The following is a 17,621-nucleotide window of genomic DNA, read 5'->3' as shown; positions in this document are numbered from 1 at the left end:
GCAGGACGGCGCGGGTGTGTTTCTGGGCAGAGGTGCGTTGTCCAGGAGGTCGTGCCCATGAAGCGTGCCACGTCCGTTCCCACCCGCGCCGCGGCTGTCCGCGTCGCCGCCGCGCGCCCGGCCGCCCTGGTGGCGCTGCTGGTGCTGATCGCCTTCCTGGGCATGTCGATCGCGCCGTCCTCGGCGGCGATGCGGGACCCCGAGTCCCTGCCGCCCGCGTCCGGTTCCCGTGATCCGGCGGGCGAGGGACACCAGGACACCGCCGAATCCGAGCAGTCCGCCCCGGCCAGGACCGAGCGGACGGGCAGGGAGCCCCAACAGCCCCTGACCCGGACAGGACTGTCCGGCGAGCGGGTTCGGGTTCCGTACGCCGGACGGTGCGCTCCGGTCTGGCCGCCGCGCGCTCCGGTCACGCCGCGCTGTGTGGTGCTGCGCTGCTGACAGGCCCCGCCCTTCAGTGCCTCGCCCGGCACTGAAGTGCCTTTCGGGCCACAGCAGTCGCTTGTTCCAGCACCTTCTCACCGTGAGGACACAGCCATGCCCATTGACCCCTTCGCCGCGCTCAACGCCATGATCCGCGCCGAGGCCGCACGCTCCGACGCGTCGAACCTCCGTCGCCGGGCCCCGAGTCCGGGCGGTGGCTCGGACGACCCCGGGTGGGACTCCGAACCCATCGCCGCAGCCGACCGGCGCCTCGCCGAGCGGCGTTCCCTGGACCGACGCTCCGTCGACCGCCACGCGAAGGGCCAGGAACGAGGTGAGCGCGGTACCGTCAAGTAACATCCCCCGCGCCCGCGGGCGCTGTTGAGGACGGCCGGCCGCGTGCGCGCGGCCGGCCGTCCGGCGCTCCGGGTCGGACCACGGTCACCCGGTGACGTACCACGGCGTCGAACAGAGTGGCCGAAGTCCACGGCGCCGCCGCGCAGTCGGTCTCGGCGTTGGCGCCCCGGAGGGTGAACACCTCGGACGGCAGCGGCTTCACGATGCCGGGGTCCGCCTCGGCCGCGATGTCCTGGGCGAGCGGGCGGGAAATTCTCCGATGATCCGCGTGACCTTTTGGTCCGTCAAACAGATGAACCGGATGGAAAGTACCGCTGTCCGAGGGACACGAGAGTCAGGAGCCAACGGTGAACGGCACGACAAGGACCATTTCCCGGTGGGCGGTCGGCATCGCGGCGACGGCGGCGGTGACGGGGCTGCCGGCCGGCGCGGCGAGCGCGGACGAGACGCACCGCGACTCCCACAACGGGTCGACGTTCGCGCTGATCCACACCGGCCAGATCGACGACCCGATGGAGGATGTGCTGGAGCACACGCTTCTGTTCGGTGACGGCCACGCCTGGAACTGACCCCGGCGCAACCGTCGGCCACCGCACAACCACGCACCACGGCAAGAGCGTTGGGACATCGAGAGGGGAGGGCCGCCCCGGGGCCCTCCCCTCCCGTCACACGCCGGCTCAGCGCACCGGAGCCCCCGGGCCGAGCGGAATGCCCACCGCCCACCACACGAGGAACAGCGCGGTCCACGCGACCGTCATGGCCAGGGCCAGCGGCAGCGTGTACGAGGCCAGCGTGCCGATCCCCGCACTCTTGCGGTAGCGCTGGAGGAAGCCCAGCGCCATCACGAAGTACGGGCTCATCGGCGTGATCGCCGTCGATCCCGAGTCGGCGATGCGGAAAAGCGCCTGGGTCGTCTCGGCGGGCACGCTCACCAGCATCAGCATCGGCACCAGAACGGGCGCGCACATCGCCCACATCGCCGAACCGCTGGTGACCATGACATTGACCAGCGTCAGCAGGAGGAGGATCAGCAGGAACACCAGGACGATCGGCATCCCGCTCTGTTCAAGCGCCTCAGCCGCCCTGACCGCGAGCACATCACCGATATGGGTCCAGTCGAAGTACGCCAGGAACTGGGCGATCGCGAAGAACAGCACCAGCACCGGCGCCATCTGCATGATGCCGCGGCCCATCAGCTTCGGTATGTCACCGGCCGAGGTCACCGAGCCCGAGCGGTACCCGTAGACGATGCCCACCAGCCCGAAGACCAGCGCGACGACCGCCGCGATGCCGTCCAGGAACGGCGACTCCACGATGCTGCCGCCCTCACCGCGCAGCGGTGACGACTCGGGCACCATGACCACGACGAGCACCACGAGCGCCGCCAGCAGGGCGAGTACGGCCGCGCGCAGCGCCGAGCGTTCCCGGGCGCTGAGGGTGAGTGTGCCGAGGTCCTCCAGATCGGCGTCCGGGTCCGCGTCGAGATCGGGCCGCTTGCTCAGGACGAACTTCGTCACCAGCGTGATGACGAGAGCCAGCAGCAGCGACGAGGCGATATTGAAGAACCAGTTGCTCAGCGGCGACACATACGCGTCGTCGCCGCCCACGATCCGCGCCGCGGCGGTGGTGATCCCCGCGAAGATGGCGTCGTTGGGCGTGGGGATCGGGCTCGCGTCGTACCCCGAGGCGATGGAGGTGTACGCGACGACGATGCCGAGGATGGGGGAGCGCCCCACGGCCCGGAAGGCCAGCCCGCCCAGCGGTACGAGAATGATGTACGCGGCGGCAGAGGCGACATGGGAGACGGTGCCGGCGAAGGCGACGGCGAACACCACCCACGAGGCCGGTACCCGCGAGACACCGACCCGCATCAGCGCCGCGAGGAAGCCGGTGCGCTCGGCCACGGCGACGCCCATGATCACCACCACGATGGTGGCCATCGGCGGGAAGGTGGCGAAGTTCTCGATCATCGTCGAGACGGCCATGGCCAGCCCGTCACCGCTGAGCAGGTTCTGCACCGTGACGGTCTTGTGGTCGCTCGGGGAGACGACGGAGACGTCGGCGGCGGCCAGTATCGCGCTGATCACCGCGAGCAGTGCGGAGAGGATCCAGAACAGCCAGAACGGGTGCGGCAGCGCGTTGCCCGCCCGCTCGATGACGGCCATCGCGCGGACGATGCGCGGGAGCCGGGTCCCGTCGTCGGTCACGGCGGGAGGTGCGGACCCGGGTCCGTCGGCTCCCTCGGATGGTCCGTCGGGCGGTGGGGAGGGTCTGCCGGGTGGTGCGGGTGGCGGGGTGGACATGGGAGCGGGCTCCTTGCTCGGTTCCTGTGATCGGCGGGGACGGGGGGCGGGTCTCAGTGGTGGGAGGACGCGGGGGTACGGAACGGACGCAGGAACCGCCACAGGACCTCGTGGGCCTCGATGGTCTGCGTGGTGTAGCCGCCGCCGCTGTAGCTGTCGGCGCCGGGCCACGTGTGTCCGCCGTCGGTGACCGCGACATGGCGCACCTCGGCCCCCCGGTCGCAGCCGCGCCAGTGCGAGACGGTGATGTCGGGCTCGGTCACCCGGTCACGGGCGCGCGAGGCGCAGCCGTTCCTGGCGGCCCACTCCGCCACCCAGTCCTGGATGGCGGGGAGTCCGCGGTCGGCGTCCCCGGCGTACGGGATGGTGACGTCGCCGGTGCCGTGGAACTCGATGACGGGCACCGGACGGGATGGCTCGCACGGCTCGCCGGTGGGATAGAGGGCGGCGGCCACCGGCGCGATGGCGGCGATCCGGTCCGCCAGGCGGCACGCGAGCAGGGTGGATATGAACCCCGCCCCGTTGGACTTCCCGGTGGCGTACACCCGCCGCTCGTCCACGCAGAGGGTGGACTCCAGCCGGTCGAGCAGGTCCTCGGTGAACCGGACGTCGTCCACCCCGGCCGCCGCGTACGGAGCGCCCTGCCACGCCTGGCGGTCCCCGTCGCCGGTGCCGATGACCCCCTCGGGGTAGACCACGACGGCCGGCAGGGTGGAGAGCTTGGAGAACTCCTCCGTCCCGGCGCCGGTGTTGCCCCGGCCGTGGTAGGCGAGGACGACCGGCCAGTCACGCTTCTTCGCGTAGTCGGCCGGGAGATGGAGCCGGTACGCGCGCTCCCGGCCGCCGCTGCTGATGGTGTGCGACGCGCTGGTGCCGGGCTGCTGCGGCGCGGGCGGCCGGCAGGCGGTCTTCGAGGTGCCCCGCGCCGCGGGGGCGGCGGTCGCTGTCGCGGTCGTCGCTCCGGTCGCGGCGAGACACAGGGCGAGGCCCACGGCGGCTGTCGCCATCCGCTGGAGGGAGTTCATGGCAAGCTCCTTCTGCCGGACGCCTGGGGCGGACGGCTCACTGGATTTCGGCAGGGGTGCCCCGTCGTTCGGGGCGGGGATCGCGGCTCGGACGCGCGATGCGTGACACATGCGATGTGTGGTGCGAGTGCTGTGCTGGTGCCGCGCGCGTGTGTGGTGGTGCGCGCGGTGTTGTGTTGTGCGGTGCTGCGTTGGGCGGTGCGGTGCGGTGCGGTGCGGTGCTGTGTTGTGCGTGCTGTGCGATGCGTACCGTGTGCTGCCTACGGCACCACGCACGCCGTCGCGGCGGCGTGGCGGCGCGGTGCCGTCTGCGGGGAAGTGGCGGGTGCGGGCGCCCGGTTCAGGCGTCCAGCCACTCCTTGACGAAGGCGACCACACGGACCACGACGGCGTCGACGACCGCGTGTCCGTCCTCGGTGGTCGCCCGGCGCGGGTCACCGAGGATGCCATTGGGGCTGAGCCGGTCGTAGCGCACGGCGAGCGCGGGGTGGGCGCCGTGGCGCGAGAGCCGGGAGAGCGGGTCGAGTTGGGCGGTGGAGGTCGTACCGGCGGTGAGCCGGTCGGTGTGCACCAGTCCGGGCGCGAGATGGAGCATCTGCGCGGTCTCGGCCTCGCCGCTGTGACCGTGCACCTCACTGACCCCCATCCCGGACACGACATCGGCCGCGAGCGGGGTGACGGGGGTCCAGGCGAACTGGAGATCGGGGTGGGTGGTGAGCAGATCCTGCGCCACCGTGGACAGCGTGGCGTTGTTGCCGCCGTGGCCGGTGATGACGAGCACCTTCCGCCAGCCGTGCCGGTACAGGCTCTCCACGTACTCACGGACCACCGCGGCCAGGGTCGTGGTGGTGAGCGTGACCGTACCGGCGAAGGCGAGATGGTGCGGGGAGACCCCGACCGGCAGCGGGGGGCCGATCACCGCGCGGCCGGCCAGTGCGGCGGCCACGCGTTCGGCCACGCCCTCGGCCCGGATCGTGTCCGTGGCCAGGGGCATCGCGGGACCGTGCTGCTCGAACGCGCCGGCCGGGATGATCACCACGGGGCTCGCCGTGACGGCGGTGGCCGCCTCTTCGGTGGTCATCTCGGCGAGTCGCAGCGGCTGTGCGGCGTTCATCGGCGGGCCTCCAGATCTGTTTCCGCGCTGTCCTTCGCGCTGTCTCCCGCGCCGTTCGCGCCGTGCGTGGTCGCCGTCGTGCCGGGGTCCGCCGTCCCGGTGCCGGCCGTCCCGGTGCCGGCTGTCCCGGTGTCCGGGAAATCGGCGGCGAGGACCGCCTCGCGGATGCAGCCCAGATGCTCCCGGGTCAGCCGCTCGGCCGCTTCCGCGTCCCCGTCCCGTACCGCCTCGAAGATCTCCACATGCTCCGCGTGGTCCCGTGCGCGGTCGTTATAGCGATGCCGGATCTCGACCTGCTCCCGCGCTCTGACCTGGAGCAATGCCTCGACGGCCTCGCGCAGCAGCGCGTTGCCGCTCGCGGTCGCCAGCACCACGTGGAAGTGCATCGAGGCGAGCAGCGACTCGCGCGGCGGATGCAGCGCGTTGGCCGCCGCGGTGCGCAACTGCTCCACGGCCTCCGGTACGCGGGCACGCGCCGCGGCGGCGGCCACGGCGGGTTCCAGGACCAGCCGCGCCTCGACGAGTTCGAGCACCGATTCCCTGCTGCCACGCGGAAGATGCGGATTGGCGAGCAGCCGCCGTTCGCTGCCCGGTCCCACATACGTCCCCGAGCCGTGCCGGAACTCCACCACGTTGGTGGCCTCGAGCCTGCGCAGGGCCTCGCGGACCGTGGGTGTGGTGACGTCGAACCGGCGGGCGAGGTCACGCGAGGACGCCAGGGCGTCCCCGGGGACCAGCCGTTCGGTACGGATGATCTCGACGATGCTGTCCGCCAGATGCTCGGACAGTGACAGTTCACTGCGACTCATGAAGTGAATAGATCACTTGATCTCTTGGGGTGTCAATGGTCGTGCGCGGATGTATTTCCGGCGCGTTACGACCGTGCCCGGTCCAGGCTCTCCCGCTCGATCAGCCGGGGGAGCGGCACCTGTACGGTGCGGGCCCCGCCGCCGTCGAGCAGCGCGGCCAGCTCGGTCGCGGCGATCCGGCCGAAGGCGACCGAGTCGCGGGAGAGGGCGGTGAGCCAGGGGCGCACCAGCCGGCACAGGGCCGAGTCCTCCCAGGAGATGACCGAGACATCACCGGGTACGGAGAGGCCGAGCCCCGTCGTCACGGCCGCCCCGGCCGCGGCCATCACATCGTTGTCGTAGATCAGGGCGGTCGGCGGGCGGTCCTCCTCCAGTACCCGGCGGGTGGCCGCCGCGCCCTGGGTGTCGGAGTAGTCCGTGGTCAGCGAGCGCGCCTCGGGCAGCCCCCGCCGGTCGGCCTCGATCCGCAGCGACCGGATGCGCCGCTCGGTGTGGGCGAGCGAGGGCAGCCCCGCGATATGCACGATGCGCCGGTGCCCCAACTCGTGCAGCCGGCCCACGATGGCGGCCATCGCGCCCGCGTCGTCGGCCCGTACCTGCGACAGGCCGGGGTGGCGGCCCGTGTCGCCCGCGGGCAGCGCGCCGATGACGACGCCGGGGAGTCCCAGCTCGGCCAGGAGATCGGGCCGGGGGTCGTCGGTCCTGGGGTCCACGACCAGCACGCCGTCGACGCGGTGCTCCGCCCACCAGCGCCGGTAGACCGCGCACTCGGCGGGCACATCCTCCACCACCTGGAAAAGGAGGCCGAGTTGACGTTCTGACAGGATCTCCTGGATGCCGGAGATCAGCTGGAGGAAGAACGAGTCGACGCCGAGGGTCGCCGCCGGACGGGCCAGCACCAGGCCGACCGTCGCCGAGCCCTCGCCCGACAGCGCGCGGGCGGCGGTGCTGGGCCGCCAGCCCAGCTGTTCCGCGACCCGGCGCACCCGGTCGCGGGTCACCGCGGAGACGCCGGGGCGGTCGTTGAGCGCGAAGGAGACCGCGCTCTCCGAGACCCCGGCGCGCTTCGCGATGTCCTTCATGGTCGGACGGCGCGGGGGAGTACGTCTGGCCGTGGGCGTGTCCCTGTCCGACGGCGGGTTCGCTGCCACCCGTGTGCCTCTCTTCTCGCGGTCCCCGTTGCCGTCCCTGCGTTCCCGGCACGCCCCGTCGCGTCCGCGTTCCCGCGTACGTCCGCGCTCCGGGACCCGGGTGTGCAACGGGGGCATCGCAGGGCCTTCCGGCCGTACCGGACGAGCCATGTGGACCCCGTACTAATGCGCTTGAGTCCGAGCATCCTAAAGCGCATTAGTGTCATACCGCAAGGAAAGCAAAAGGGCGGCTCTGACCTGCCGTGATACCAGGATGATGGGCTTTTGTCGCACGAATGTGTTGACTTTCACCCGAACGCATTGCAAGGTCTGCTGGACATAAGCAGCCGTGGCCCGCAGCTCCGGCTGGCCGTACGCACGCCTGGTCCGAGCAAAGGAGCCGTTCTCCGTGCGCATCTCCCGAAGAACAGTCGCTGTCGCCGCTGTTCTCGCCACCGTTCTGCCGCTCAGCGCCTGTAGTGGAGGTTCCGGCGACGGCTCCTCCGACGCCTCGGGCCCGGTCAAGGGCAAGATCACCTTCCAGACCTGGAACCTCCAGGCCAACTTCAAGGACTACTTCAACGGAGTCATCAAGGACTTCGAGAAGAAGTATCCCGACACCGAGGTGAAGTGGGTCGACCGGCCGGCCGAGGGCTACGCCGACAAGCTGAGCGCGGACGCCGCCGGCGGCACGCTGCCGGACGTCGTCAATGTCTCGCCCGACCTGGTGACCCCGCTGGCGAAGGCCGGGCTCGCGCTCGACCTCGACAAGGACGAGACGGCGGCGTCGTTCCGCGACGAGTACCTGCCGGGCGCGTGGCAGAGCCATCAGATCCCGGGCACGGACGGGACGTACGGCTTCCCCTGGTACCTCAACACCGGCCCGATGTTCTACAACAAGCGGCTCTTCCAGGACGCCGGACTCGACCCCGAGAAGCCGCCGACGACCTACGACGAGGTCTTCGACCAGGGACTGAAGCTGGCCGAGCAGAGCGACGGCGAGATCGCCACGCTCGCGCAGGTGCCCACCATCGAGGACTTCGGCCGCTACGGCGTCCAGCTGATGAACAAGGAGGGCACCGGCTTCGCGTTCAACGACGCCAAGGGGGTGGAAATGCTCACCCGCTACAAGGAGTTGTTCGACAAGAAGGCGCTCGACCCGCAGGCGCTCACCGCCACCCCCGAGTCCTCGGGGACCAAGTTCCTCACCGAGGCCGTGGCGATGAACCCGGGCAGCGCGCTGGACCTGGAGAAGTTCAAGAAGGAGGCCCCGAGCCTCTACAAGAACATCGGGATCACCGACCAGGTCACCAGCACCGGCAAGGTCAACATGTACGTCATGGGCGTCATGGTGAACGCGCAGACCAAGCAGAAGCCCGCCGCCGTGGCCTTCGCCCACTTCGTGACCGACGCGACCCGCCAGATGTCGTTCGCCAAGCAGGTCGCCATCTTCCCGAGCACCAAGGGCTCCCTGGACGACCCGTACTTCACCAAGGAGGACGGCACCGACGAGACGCGCGTACGCATCGCCGCCGCCAAGTCCCTGAAGACGGCCGTCAATTACACGCCCGTCCTGTTCAGCGAGCAGATGAAGACCGAGCTGCGCAACCAGGTCGCCAAGGCGCTCCAGGGCAAGCAGAGCCCCCAGGAGGCGCTCGACCGCGCGGTCGAGGCCTGCGACAGCCTGCTCAAGAAGAGCTGAGAGCCGAGCCCCGCACCATGAAAAGCACCACCGCCCCCAGGGCGCTCCCCTCGGACGCGGCCGCGCCGGGGACCACGCTCCGGAGCCCCGGCTCCGGGCGTGGGCCCCGCGGTCCCGCGACCGGCATCAGGCGCCAACTGCCCTCCAGCCCCTGGCTGTTCGCCGCGCCGGGACTGCTGATCGTCGGCGCCTTCAGCCTCTACCCGTTCTTCAGCACACTGGTCAACTCCTTCACCGACCGGCGGACCCTGGTTCCGGGTGAGTTCGTGGGGCTGGCCAACTTCCGGGAACTGATCCATGACGAGATGTTCTGGATCGGCCTGCGCAACAGCGCGCTGTATGTCGTCGGGGTCGTCCCGGCCCTGATCATCCTGCCGCTGCTGCTCGCCATGCTCGTGCAGCGCGAGATCCCCGGCATCACCTTCTTCCGCTCCGCCTTCTACACCCCCGTGGTCGCCTCGATCGTGGTGGTCGGGCTGATCTGGGTGTGGATGCTGGACGACCGGGGGCTCATCAACGCGGTGCTCGAAGCGGTGGGGGTCGGCCGGATCGGCTTCCTCAGCGACCAGTGGCTGCTGCTGTTCAGCGCGATGGCCGTCACGGTCTGGAAGGGCCTCGGCTACTACATGATCATTTACCTGGCCGCGCTGGCCAACGTGCCGCGCGAGCTGCACGAGGCCGCCGCCGTGGACGGGGCGGGCGCCATCCGGCGCTTCGTCACCGTCACCGTACCGGCGGTCCGTTCCACCATGGTCCTCGTCGGCGCGCTGTCCTCGGTCGCCGCCTTCAAGGTGTTCTCCGAGGTCTATCTGATGGCCGGGCCCAGCGGCGGCCCGGCGGGCGAGGACACCACGCTGGTGATGCTCGTCCAGCGCGTGGGGACCGGGCTGAGCGGCCGGGTCGGCTACGCCTCCGCCATCTCCGTGGTCGTCTTCGTCGTCACGGTCGCCCTGATGCTGCTGGTGCTCCGCGCCGACCGCAAGGAGGACGCGTGAGCTTCCCGAAGACCATCGACGCCGACGGCCGGCGCCTCGCACCCTGGCAGCTCGCCCTGCGGTACGCCCTGCTGCTCGTGATGCTGGCCGTGATGATCGGGCCGTTCGTGTGGCAGCTGTCCACCTCGCTCAAGGGCATGCACGAGGACATCTACAGCTCCCCGCCGACGTTCCTCCCGAGCGAGCCGACGCTGGACAACTTCAGCCGTGTCGCCGAGATCATCCCGGTCTGGGACTACGCGTTCAACTCCCTCAAGGTCGCGTCCGCCAACGTGATCACCAACTGCGTCGGCGCCGCGCTGGCCGGCTACGCGCTGGCCCGGATGCGCTACCGGGGCCGCCGCGCGGCGACCCTCGCGTTCATCCTCGCCATGCTCGTGCCCGTCGAGGGCATCATCATCGCCCAGTTCACCACCATGCGTGACCTCGGTCTCAACAACACCCTGATCGGGGTGCTGCTGCCCGGATCCATCGGCGCGATGAACGTCCTGCTGATGCGCAACGCCTTCCTCAATCTGCCGCACGAGGTGGAGGAGGCGGCCTTCGTCGACGGGGCCAACACCTGGCAGCGGTTCCTGCGGATCGCGCTGCCGTCGGTCAAGGGCACCCTCGCGGTGGTGGCGATCTTCGCCTTCATGGGCGCCTGGGACGACTTCCTCTGGCCGCTGATCGTCCTCAGCGACCCGGAGAACTTCACCCTCACCATCGGACTGAACTATCTGCACGGCACCTTCGCCCAGGATCCACGGCTGGTCGCGGCGGGTACGGTCATCGCCGTGGTGCCGCTCATCGTGCTCTTCGCCTGTCTCCAGCGATACTTCTTCCGGGGTGTCGGCGAAGGCGCCGTGAAGGGCTGACCCCAGGCCCGGCCGCACATCCCGAACGCCCGCCCGCACCACCGCTCCCCCGTACCACCGCCCGCTGTCCAACGCGCCACAGAACCAGGACAACGTTGCCAGTATGAGTACTCCCGCGCCGCGCTTCGGCGCCAACTACACGCCCAGCCAGGGCTGGTTCCACCACTGGCTGGACTTCGATCTCGACGAGGTACGCGCCGACCTGGACTCGATCGCGGGACTCGGCCTGGACCACATCCGGGTCTTCCCGCTCTGGCCGCTCTTCCAGCCCAACCGCACGCTGATCAGGCCCCGCGCCGTCGAACAGCTCGTCCAGCTCGCCGACGCCGCCGCCGAACGCGGTCTGGACGTCAATGTCGACGGACTCCAGGGCCACTTGTCGAGCTTCGACTTCCTGCCCGCCTGGACCCAGACCTGGCACCGGCGGAACATCTTCACTGACAACGATGTCGTCGCCGGCCAGGCGGAGTATCTCCGTACGCTCGCCGCCGCCCTCGCCGACCGGCCGAACTTCATCGGCATGACCATCGGCAACGAGATCAACCAGTTCTCCGGACCACCGCACCCCGATCCCGACCCCATCACCCCGGCGCAGGCCGCCGACTGGCTCCGCCGGCTGCTGGACGCCTGTGAGGAGGGGGCGCCCGGCAAGCTCCATCTGCACGCGGAGTACGACGCCGCCTGGTACCAGGACAAGCACGCCTTCACCCCCGCGCACGCGGCCAGGATCGGCGCCGTCACCGCCGTGCACTCCTGGGTCTTCAACGGCACCGCGCAGCGGCACGGCCGGACAGGCACCGCCACCGAGCACCACGCCGCCTATCTGATCGAACTGTCCAAGGCGTGGGCGCTGGAACCGCACCGCCCGGTCTGGCTCCAGGAGGTCGGCGCCCCGGCGCCGCTGATCCCGGCCGAGCACGCCGCCGCGTTCACCGAGGCGACCGTCGCCAACGCGCTGGACTGCCCCGATGTCTGGGGCGTCACCTGGTGGTGTTCGCACGATGTGTCGCGCTCGCTCGCCGACTTCCCCGAACTGGAATACAGCCTCGGCCTGCTGACGAACGACCGGAAGGTCAAGCCGGCCGGGGAGTCCATCGCCCGGATCGTCGAGGAGTGGCGCGGCAGAACGTACAGCCCGGCTCCCCGCACCACCGCGCTCGTGGTCGACATCGGGGACGACGAGACCGCGGACCACCCGACGGGGGACGGCGGGCACGCGCCGCCCCGGAGCACCTGCCGTCCCGGCGGGGCGTTCTTCGAAGCCTTCGCGCGGCTCACCGAGGACGGCGTCCGCCCCACCGCCGTCCTCGCGAGCCGCGCCGGGGACACGGAGCATCTGGCGAGCCGCCACATCACCGAGGTCGTCCACCCGGACCAGGTCCCGTGAGACAGGTGAGTTCGGTAGGAACGGTGAGTGCCGTGCCAGGGGAACAAGGGAAACGGGTAGTCCCTCCCCATGGCCAGTATCCCGTGATCCGTGTACGTGTAGTCCCTGACCCTTCCCGGTAACCCGCACCCACACGCACCTCAGGAGCACCCCCTCATGCACGACGACCGCAGCCTGGTGGAGGCCCGCCTCAAGCGCGTCCTCGACGAGCGCATCCGGCCCGCCGTATACCCCGAATCGATACCGCTGGACGTCGCCGTCTGGAACGCGCCGGGCGAACCCGTACCCGTCGAAGAGGGCCTGGCGGGCCCCGCCGAGCCGGTCAGGGCCGGCGACCGGTGGGGCGCCCCCTGGGGCACCAGCTGGTTCCGGGTCTCCGGGACCGTCCCCGAGAAGTGGGCGGGCCGCACGGTCGAGGCGGTCCTCGACCTCGGCTTCGACGAGAACATGCCCGGCTTCCAGTGCGAGGGCCTGGTCTACCGGCCCGACGGCACCCCGGTGAAGGGCCTCAACCCGCGCAACCAGTGGGTACGGATCGGAGCGCCCGTCGCGGGCGGCGAGGAGGTGCTCCTCCATGTCGAGGCCGCCTCCAACCCGGTGATCCTCGACTACCACCCCTTCCTGCCGACCCGGCTCGGTGACAAGGAGACCGCGGGCAGCGAGCCGCAGTACACCCTGGCCCGGATGGATCTCGCGGTCTTCGACGAGACCGTCTGGCAGCTGATCCAGGACCTGGAGGTGCTGGGGGAGCTGATGGCCGAGCTGCCCGTCGACGGCGCCCGCCGCTGGGAGATCCTGCGGGCGATCAGCCGCGCGCTCGACGCGGTCGACCTCCAGGACGTGAACGGCACCGCGGCCGCCGCCAGGGAACGGCTCGCCGAGGTCCTGGCGACCCCCGCGCCGGCGACCGCCCACCGCCTCAGCGCGGTCGGCCACGCCCATATCGACTCCGCCTGGCTGTGGCCGCTGCGCGAGACGGTACGCAAGGTCGCCCGTACGACCGCCAATATGACCGCGCTGCTGGAGGACGAGCCGGAGTTCGTCTTCGCGATGTCGCAGGCGCAGCAGTTCGCCTGGATCAAGGAGCACCGGCCCGAGGTCTACGCCAAGGTCAAGCAAGCCGTGGCCGACGGCAGGTTCGTACCGGCCGGCGGCATGTGGGTGGAGTCCGACACCAACATGCCCGGCTCCGAGGCGATGGCCCGGCAGTTCGTGCACGGCAAGCGCTTCTTCCTCGACGAGTTCGGCATCGAGAACGACGAGGCGTGGCTGCCCGACACCTTCGGCTTCGCGGCGGGACTGCCGCAGATCATCAAGGCCGCCGGGTCCAAGTGGCTGCTGACCCAGAAGATCAGCTGGTCCACGATCAACAAGTTCCCGCACCACACCTTCCGCTGGGAGGGCATCGACGGCACCCGCATCTTCACCCACTTCCCGCCCGTCGACACCTACAACTGCTCGATGACGGGCCAGCAGATCGCGCACGCGGCGAAGAACTTCAAGGAGAAGGGTGTCGCCAGGCACTCCCTCGCGCCGACCGGCTGGGGCGACGGAGGCGGCGGCACCACCCGCGAGATGATCGCCAAGGCGGCCCGGCTGCGCAGCCTCGAAGGCTCCGCGACGGTCGAGTGGGAGGCGCCCGGCGCGTTCTTCGCGAAGGCCGAGGCGGAATACCCGAACCCGCCGGTCTGGGTCGGCGAGCTGTATCTGGAGCTGCACCGCGCCACCCTCACCAGCCAGGCGAAGACCAAACAGGGCAACCGGCGCAGCGAGCATCTGCTGCGGGAGGCCGAGCTGTGGGCCGCGACCGCGGCCGTACGCACCGGCGCGTCGTACCCGTACGAGCAGCTGGACCGGATCTGGAAGACCGTCCTGCTGCACCAGTTCCATGACATCCTGCCCGGCTCGTCCATCGCCTGGGTGCACCGCGAGGCGGAGAAGACGTACGCGGCCGTCGCGGCCGAGCTGAACGGGATCGTGGACACGGCACAGCGCGCCCTCGCCGGGGACACGTCCGGCGGGACGACCCTGCTCTTCAACTCCGCGCCGCACGCGCGCGGCGGCGTCCCGGCGGGTGCGGCGGGACCGGTCGGCGGGAGCGGCAGCGCGCAGCTGTCGCCGCGCGAGGGCGGCGGATATGTGCTCAGCAACGGGCTGCTGGAGGTGGAGGTCGACGGCCGCGGCCTGGTGGTGTCGGTCTACGACGTGAGCGCGGAGCGCGAGGCCGTCGCCCCGGGCGAGGCGGCCAACCTCCTCCAGATCCACCCCGACTTCCCGAACCAGTGGGACGCCTGGGACGTGGACGAGTTCTACCGGAACACCGTCACCGATCTGACGGATCTCGACGCGCTCACCCCGGTCGAGGAGGGTGCCCCCTCGGCCGGCGCGCTGCCGGCCGGCGCGGTCGGTGTCCGGGTCGTGCGCGGCTTCGGCTCCTCGAAGGTCACCCAGCTGCTGACGCTCACCCCCGGGGTCAAGCGCCTCGACATCGACACCGAGGTGGACTGGCACGAGACCGAGAAGTTCCTCAAGGCGGCCTTCCCGCTGGATGTCCACGCCGAGCGGTACGCGTCGGAGACGCAGTTCGGCCATGTGTACCGGGCCACCCACACCAACACCAGCTGGGAGGCGGCCAAGTTCGAGGCGTGCAACCACCGCTTCGTGCATCTGGAGGAGCCGGGATGGGGCGTCGCGCTGGTCAACGACTCGACGTACGGACATGACGTGACCCGTACCGTCCGCCCCTCGGACGCCGGTACGACCACGACCGTCCGGGTCTCGCTGCTGCGCGCCCCGCGCTTCCCCGACCCGGAGACCGACCAGGGCGTCCACCGCTTCCGGCACGCCCTGGCGCCCGGCGCGTCGATCGGTGACGCGGTCCGTGAGGGCTACCGCGTGAACCTGCCGGAGCGCCGCGTTCCGGGCGACGCGGAGGTGGCCCCGCTGGTGAGCGTCGACAACGACGCCGTCGTCGTCAGCGCCGTCAAGCTCGCCGACGACGGGAGCGGCGATCTGGTCGTACGGCTCTACGAGTCGACCGGCGGCCGGGCCAAGGCACGGGTCGGCATCGGCTTCGAGACCACCGGACTGGCCGTGACCGATCTGCTGGAGCGCCCGCTGGCGGACGTGGCGCCGCCCGAGGCGGTCGACGGGTCGGTCCAGCTGGCGCTGCGCCCGTTCGAACTGATCACGCTGCGGCTGACGCGCGGCTGACCGGCCAGGCCTGGCCGGCACGGCCCGGCCGGCACACGCGGCGGGCGCCCGGGAGACATGGGGCGTCCGCCGCCGTGCGGTCATGTGTGGGGCCGGTGGTCCAGTGCCTGCGCGGCCACCAGATGGAGGAACTCCCGTTCGTTGCCCGCCAGGCCCGCCGCGGTGAGCGCCTCGTCCGCCTCGGCGATCGGGGCGGCGAGCAGCGGCGCCGCCAGGGACGCCCGCGACGGGTCGTCCAGTACCGCGCGCACCGCCGACAGGAGGCGCAGATAGGCCTGCGCGGCGGTGCACTCATCCGACGGGCTCGATGTGACGGACGTGGTGGTGGTCATCCCGGCTTCCTCTCGATGGATCTGTCGGACCCTCAAGTCTGGGTCATGGGTCTGACAACCGGCCCGGCGACGGGGCCGGCCGCGGCCGCCGCCACGGCGCCTTCGGCCGGCGGGACCACAGATCCGGCCAGGCCCGGACCAGCAGCCAGCCCGCGGACACCGCGAACAGCGCGGCGGTGATCAGCAGCCAGCGGCCCAGGAAGACATCGATATCGAGCCGCGTGGCCGGCTCGTAGGGCTCCGGGGTCCGCAGCACCAGCGGCCAGTACACCAGCAGCAACAGCAGCGAGAGAAAGGCCGGAACCCGTACGTGGTTGACGCCGACGCGCGGCACCGGCCGCCGAGGCCGTGCCAGGGCGGCCCTGACGGCCCGGTCGCCGAGCGTGTACAGCGGCACCAGTACGAGATCGTGCAGCACCGCCGCGCCCACGAACCAGAGCACGATCAGCGGCCAGTCGCCCGCGAGCAGCCGGATCCCGGCGTATCCGCAGAGCGCGAACGAGGCCAGCAGAATCAGGAGTTGGGCGGGCGACTCCCCGTACAGCCGACGGAAGCGCCGGCGCACGTTCAGATGACGGCGCAGCTCCCGCAGGTCCCGCAGGCTCACCCGCGGCATTCTCATACGGGCCATGACGACTCCCCGAAGCTCAGCCGCCGGACCCACTTGGTGTTCATCACACCCGGCGCGCCCGGCACGATGATCCTCGCCGGATAGCCGTGATCCGCCGACAGCTCCGCGCCGTTGACCCGGAGCGCGAGCAGCGAGCGCGGATCGCGTACCTGGTTGTCCCGCAGGGCCACCTCCCGGAAGGAGCCGTGCGACTGCACCGACTCCACGAACACGCTGGGCGCCGCGTCCCCCAGCCCCACCAGCGCGGCGAGATCGGTCAGCCGGACCCCCTCCCACCGCTGGTCGGAGGTCGACCAGCCCTCCACGCAGGCGATCGGCAGCGCGGACCCGTGCCGGGGGAGCCGCTCCAGCTCGGCCCGGGTCAGTACGGTCTCCCGGCCGCCGCCCCGTACCGTCAGCCGCCAGTCGGGACCGATGTCCCGCGCCCGGATCCCGACGGACCTCGCCGTCTTGTTGATCTGGAAGCCGTTCGGACCGGGCCCGGGGTTCCGGCCGTGCGGGGCGAGCAGCGCCGTACCGCGCAGCGAGCCGCCGATGCTCTGACCGGCCGTCACCGCGAGCAGCGCCAGCGAGCCCAGCCCGACCATCCCGAGCGCGCCGCGCCGCGAGAGGGTGGGCGGCGCCGGATCGCGGGAGACGAGACCGGTCTCGTCCAGCGGCTCGGGTACGGTCCGCGCCACCGGAGTCCGCAGCTCGGCCCGGAGATCCCGGCCGCGCAGCGCCCGTACCGTACGCGGCAGCCGCAGGGCGGCATGGGCGATGAACGCCCCGATGAACACCCACGCCCCGTAGAAGTGCAGCGGATAGAACGACCCCGGGAAGAGGTACTCCAACTGGACGTTGAGCACGCCGGTGATGAACTCGAACAGCCCGCCGCCGACGAGGAACAGCAGCGACAGCCGGTCCAGCGCGTGGCCGGGCGAGCGCACCGGCGGCATCACGAACAGCTTCGGCACGACCGACCACAGCTTCGCGAGCAGCACCGGCACGAGCACGATCCCGAGCGTCACATGCACGCCCTGCGTGACGCGGTAGAGCCAGTAGGGATCGGTCGGCCAGGCGAAGAGATAGAAGCCGAGCAGCCCCTTGTCCGGAGTCTTGTCGTTGACCGGGGACAGATCGGGGTTGTACGCGAGATAGGACAGCAGCCCCGTCAGGAAGAGGATGGGGATACCGATCAGCAGCACCACGGCGAAGACGGAGGTCAGCCAGGGGCCGCGCAACGGGCTGCGCCACGTCGGGGTGAGGCGGGCGGGGACTTTCATACCGGCGACCGTAGGGCGTGGAACGCGCCGGAGGCGGTTTCGACGCATGACGAAACCCTGACGCCGTCACCGCCGACC

At 70.9% G+C, this 17,621-nt stretch carries 16 protein-coding genes; 8 read left to right on the top strand and 8 right to left on the bottom strand.

Features of this window, described 5'->3' with window-relative positions; translation table 11 throughout:
• Window positions 1-57: 57 nt before the first annotated feature.
• The 3 genes from CU044_RS09645 (at window position 58) to CU044_RS09635 (ending at window position 1,349) form a co-directional block, all read left to right on the top strand.
• The gene (locus tag CU044_RS09645; protein ID WP_129768071.1) at window positions 58-441 is read left to right on the top strand and encodes a hypothetical protein; all 384 of its coding nucleotides are present in this window, start codon (window positions 58-60) and stop codon (window positions 439-441) included.
• A 96-nt stretch (window positions 442-537) separates the two neighbouring features.
• Complete coding sequence (locus CU044_RS09640) at window positions 538-780, top strand: hypothetical protein (protein ID WP_129768070.1); 243 nt, start codon at window positions 538-540, stop codon at window positions 778-780.
• A 347-nt stretch (window positions 781-1,127) separates the two neighbouring features.
• Window positions 1,128-1,349: a hypothetical protein gene (locus tag CU044_RS09635; RefSeq protein ID WP_129768069.1), complete on the top strand. Its 222-nt coding sequence runs from the start codon at window positions 1,128-1,130 to the stop codon at window positions 1,347-1,349.
• A 108-nt stretch (window positions 1,350-1,457) separates the two neighbouring features.
• On the opposite strand, the gene CU044_RS09630 is transcribed toward CU044_RS09635, so the two are convergent.
• From CU044_RS09630 to CU044_RS09610, 5 genes are all read right to left on the bottom strand, one after another.
• Window positions 1,458-2,987 carry an AbgT family transporter gene (locus CU044_RS09630; protein ID WP_240045457.1) on the bottom strand — a complete coding sequence of 510 codons (1,530 nt, stop codon included), beginning with the start codon at window positions 2,985-2,987 and terminating at the stop codon, window positions 1,458-1,460.
• Between the two features lie 149 nt (window positions 2,988-3,136).
• On the bottom strand, window positions 3,137-4,108 hold the full coding sequence (locus CU044_RS09625) for a poly(3-hydroxybutyrate) depolymerase (protein WP_129768067.1): 972 nt from the start codon (window positions 4,106-4,108) through the stop codon (window positions 3,137-3,139).
• A gap of 340 nt (window positions 4,109-4,448) precedes the next feature.
• Entirely contained in the window at window positions 4,449-5,222 is a 774-nt protein-coding gene (locus CU044_RS09620; protein WP_129768066.1) for a creatininase family protein, read from the bottom strand.
• Window positions 5,219-6,031, bottom strand: coding sequence for an FCD domain-containing protein (locus CU044_RS09615; RefSeq protein WP_129768065.1), 813 nt, complete (start codon window positions 6,029-6,031; stop codon window positions 5,219-5,221). The genes CU044_RS09620 and CU044_RS09615 overlap by 4 nt, the downstream gene beginning before the upstream one ends.
• 65 nt (window positions 6,032-6,096) lie before the next feature.
• The gene (locus CU044_RS09610) at window positions 6,097-7,113 is read right to left on the bottom strand and encodes a LacI family DNA-binding transcriptional regulator (protein ID WP_129768064.1); all 1,017 of its coding nucleotides are present in this window, start codon (window positions 7,111-7,113) and stop codon (window positions 6,097-6,099) included.
• Window positions 7,114-7,570: 457 nt separating this feature from the next.
• Between CU044_RS09610 and CU044_RS09605 the strand changes: the two genes are divergently transcribed.
• From CU044_RS09605 to CU044_RS09585, 5 genes are all read left to right on the top strand, one after another.
• Window positions 7,571-8,863 (top strand): sugar ABC transporter substrate-binding protein, encoded by a 1,293-nt coding sequence (locus tag CU044_RS09605; protein WP_129768063.1) that lies wholly within the window; start codon window positions 7,571-7,573, stop codon window positions 8,861-8,863.
• 17 nt (window positions 8,864-8,880) lie between these two features.
• The gene (locus CU044_RS09600; RefSeq protein ID WP_129768062.1) at window positions 8,881-9,858 is read left to right on the top strand and encodes a sugar ABC transporter permease; all 978 of its coding nucleotides are present in this window, start codon (window positions 8,881-8,883) and stop codon (window positions 9,856-9,858) included.
• A complete protein-coding gene (locus CU044_RS09595; protein WP_165371835.1) occupies window positions 9,855-10,715 on the top strand; it encodes a carbohydrate ABC transporter permease in 861 nt (286 codons plus the stop codon). The genes CU044_RS09600 and CU044_RS09595 overlap by 4 nt, the downstream gene beginning before the upstream one ends.
• 103 nt (window positions 10,716-10,818) lie before the next feature.
• The gene (locus CU044_RS09590; RefSeq protein ID WP_129768061.1) at window positions 10,819-12,102 is read left to right on the top strand and encodes a glycosyl hydrolase; all 1,284 of its coding nucleotides are present in this window, start codon (window positions 10,819-10,821) and stop codon (window positions 12,100-12,102) included.
• Between the two features lie 156 nt (window positions 12,103-12,258).
• On the top strand, window positions 12,259-15,315 hold the full coding sequence (locus tag CU044_RS09585) for a glycoside hydrolase family 38 C-terminal domain-containing protein (RefSeq protein ID WP_129768060.1): 3,057 nt from the start codon (window positions 12,259-12,261) through the stop codon (window positions 15,313-15,315).
• A gap of 80 nt (window positions 15,316-15,395) precedes the next feature.
• On the opposite strand, the gene CU044_RS09580 is transcribed toward CU044_RS09585, so the two are convergent.
• From CU044_RS09580 to CU044_RS09570, 3 genes are read right to left on the bottom strand one after another with little or no spacing between them, the layout of a single operon-like run.
• A complete protein-coding gene (locus CU044_RS09580) occupies window positions 15,396-15,647 on the bottom strand; it encodes a hypothetical protein (protein WP_129768059.1) in 252 nt (83 codons plus the stop codon).
• 43 nt (window positions 15,648-15,690) lie between these two features.
• Window positions 15,691-16,269, bottom strand: coding sequence for a hypothetical protein (locus tag CU044_RS09575; protein WP_240045473.1), 579 nt, complete (start codon window positions 16,267-16,269; stop codon window positions 15,691-15,693).
• The gene (locus CU044_RS09570) at window positions 16,266-17,543 is read right to left on the bottom strand and encodes a molybdopterin-dependent oxidoreductase (RefSeq protein WP_129768058.1); all 1,278 of its coding nucleotides are present in this window, start codon (window positions 17,541-17,543) and stop codon (window positions 16,266-16,268) included. Before CU044_RS09570 ends, CU044_RS09575 begins: the two co-directional genes overlap by 4 nt.
• Window positions 17,544-17,621 lie beyond the last annotated feature (78 nt).

Origin of the sequence: Streptomyces sp. L-9-10, assembly GCF_004151105.1 — a bacterium.
In the GTDB taxonomy this organism is placed as follows: domain Bacteria; phylum Actinomycetota; class Actinomycetes; order Streptomycetales; family Streptomycetaceae; genus Streptomyces.
The sequence above is the reverse complement of the archived record's forward strand: the minus strand, read 5'-3'. Positions and strand labels throughout refer to the sequence as shown.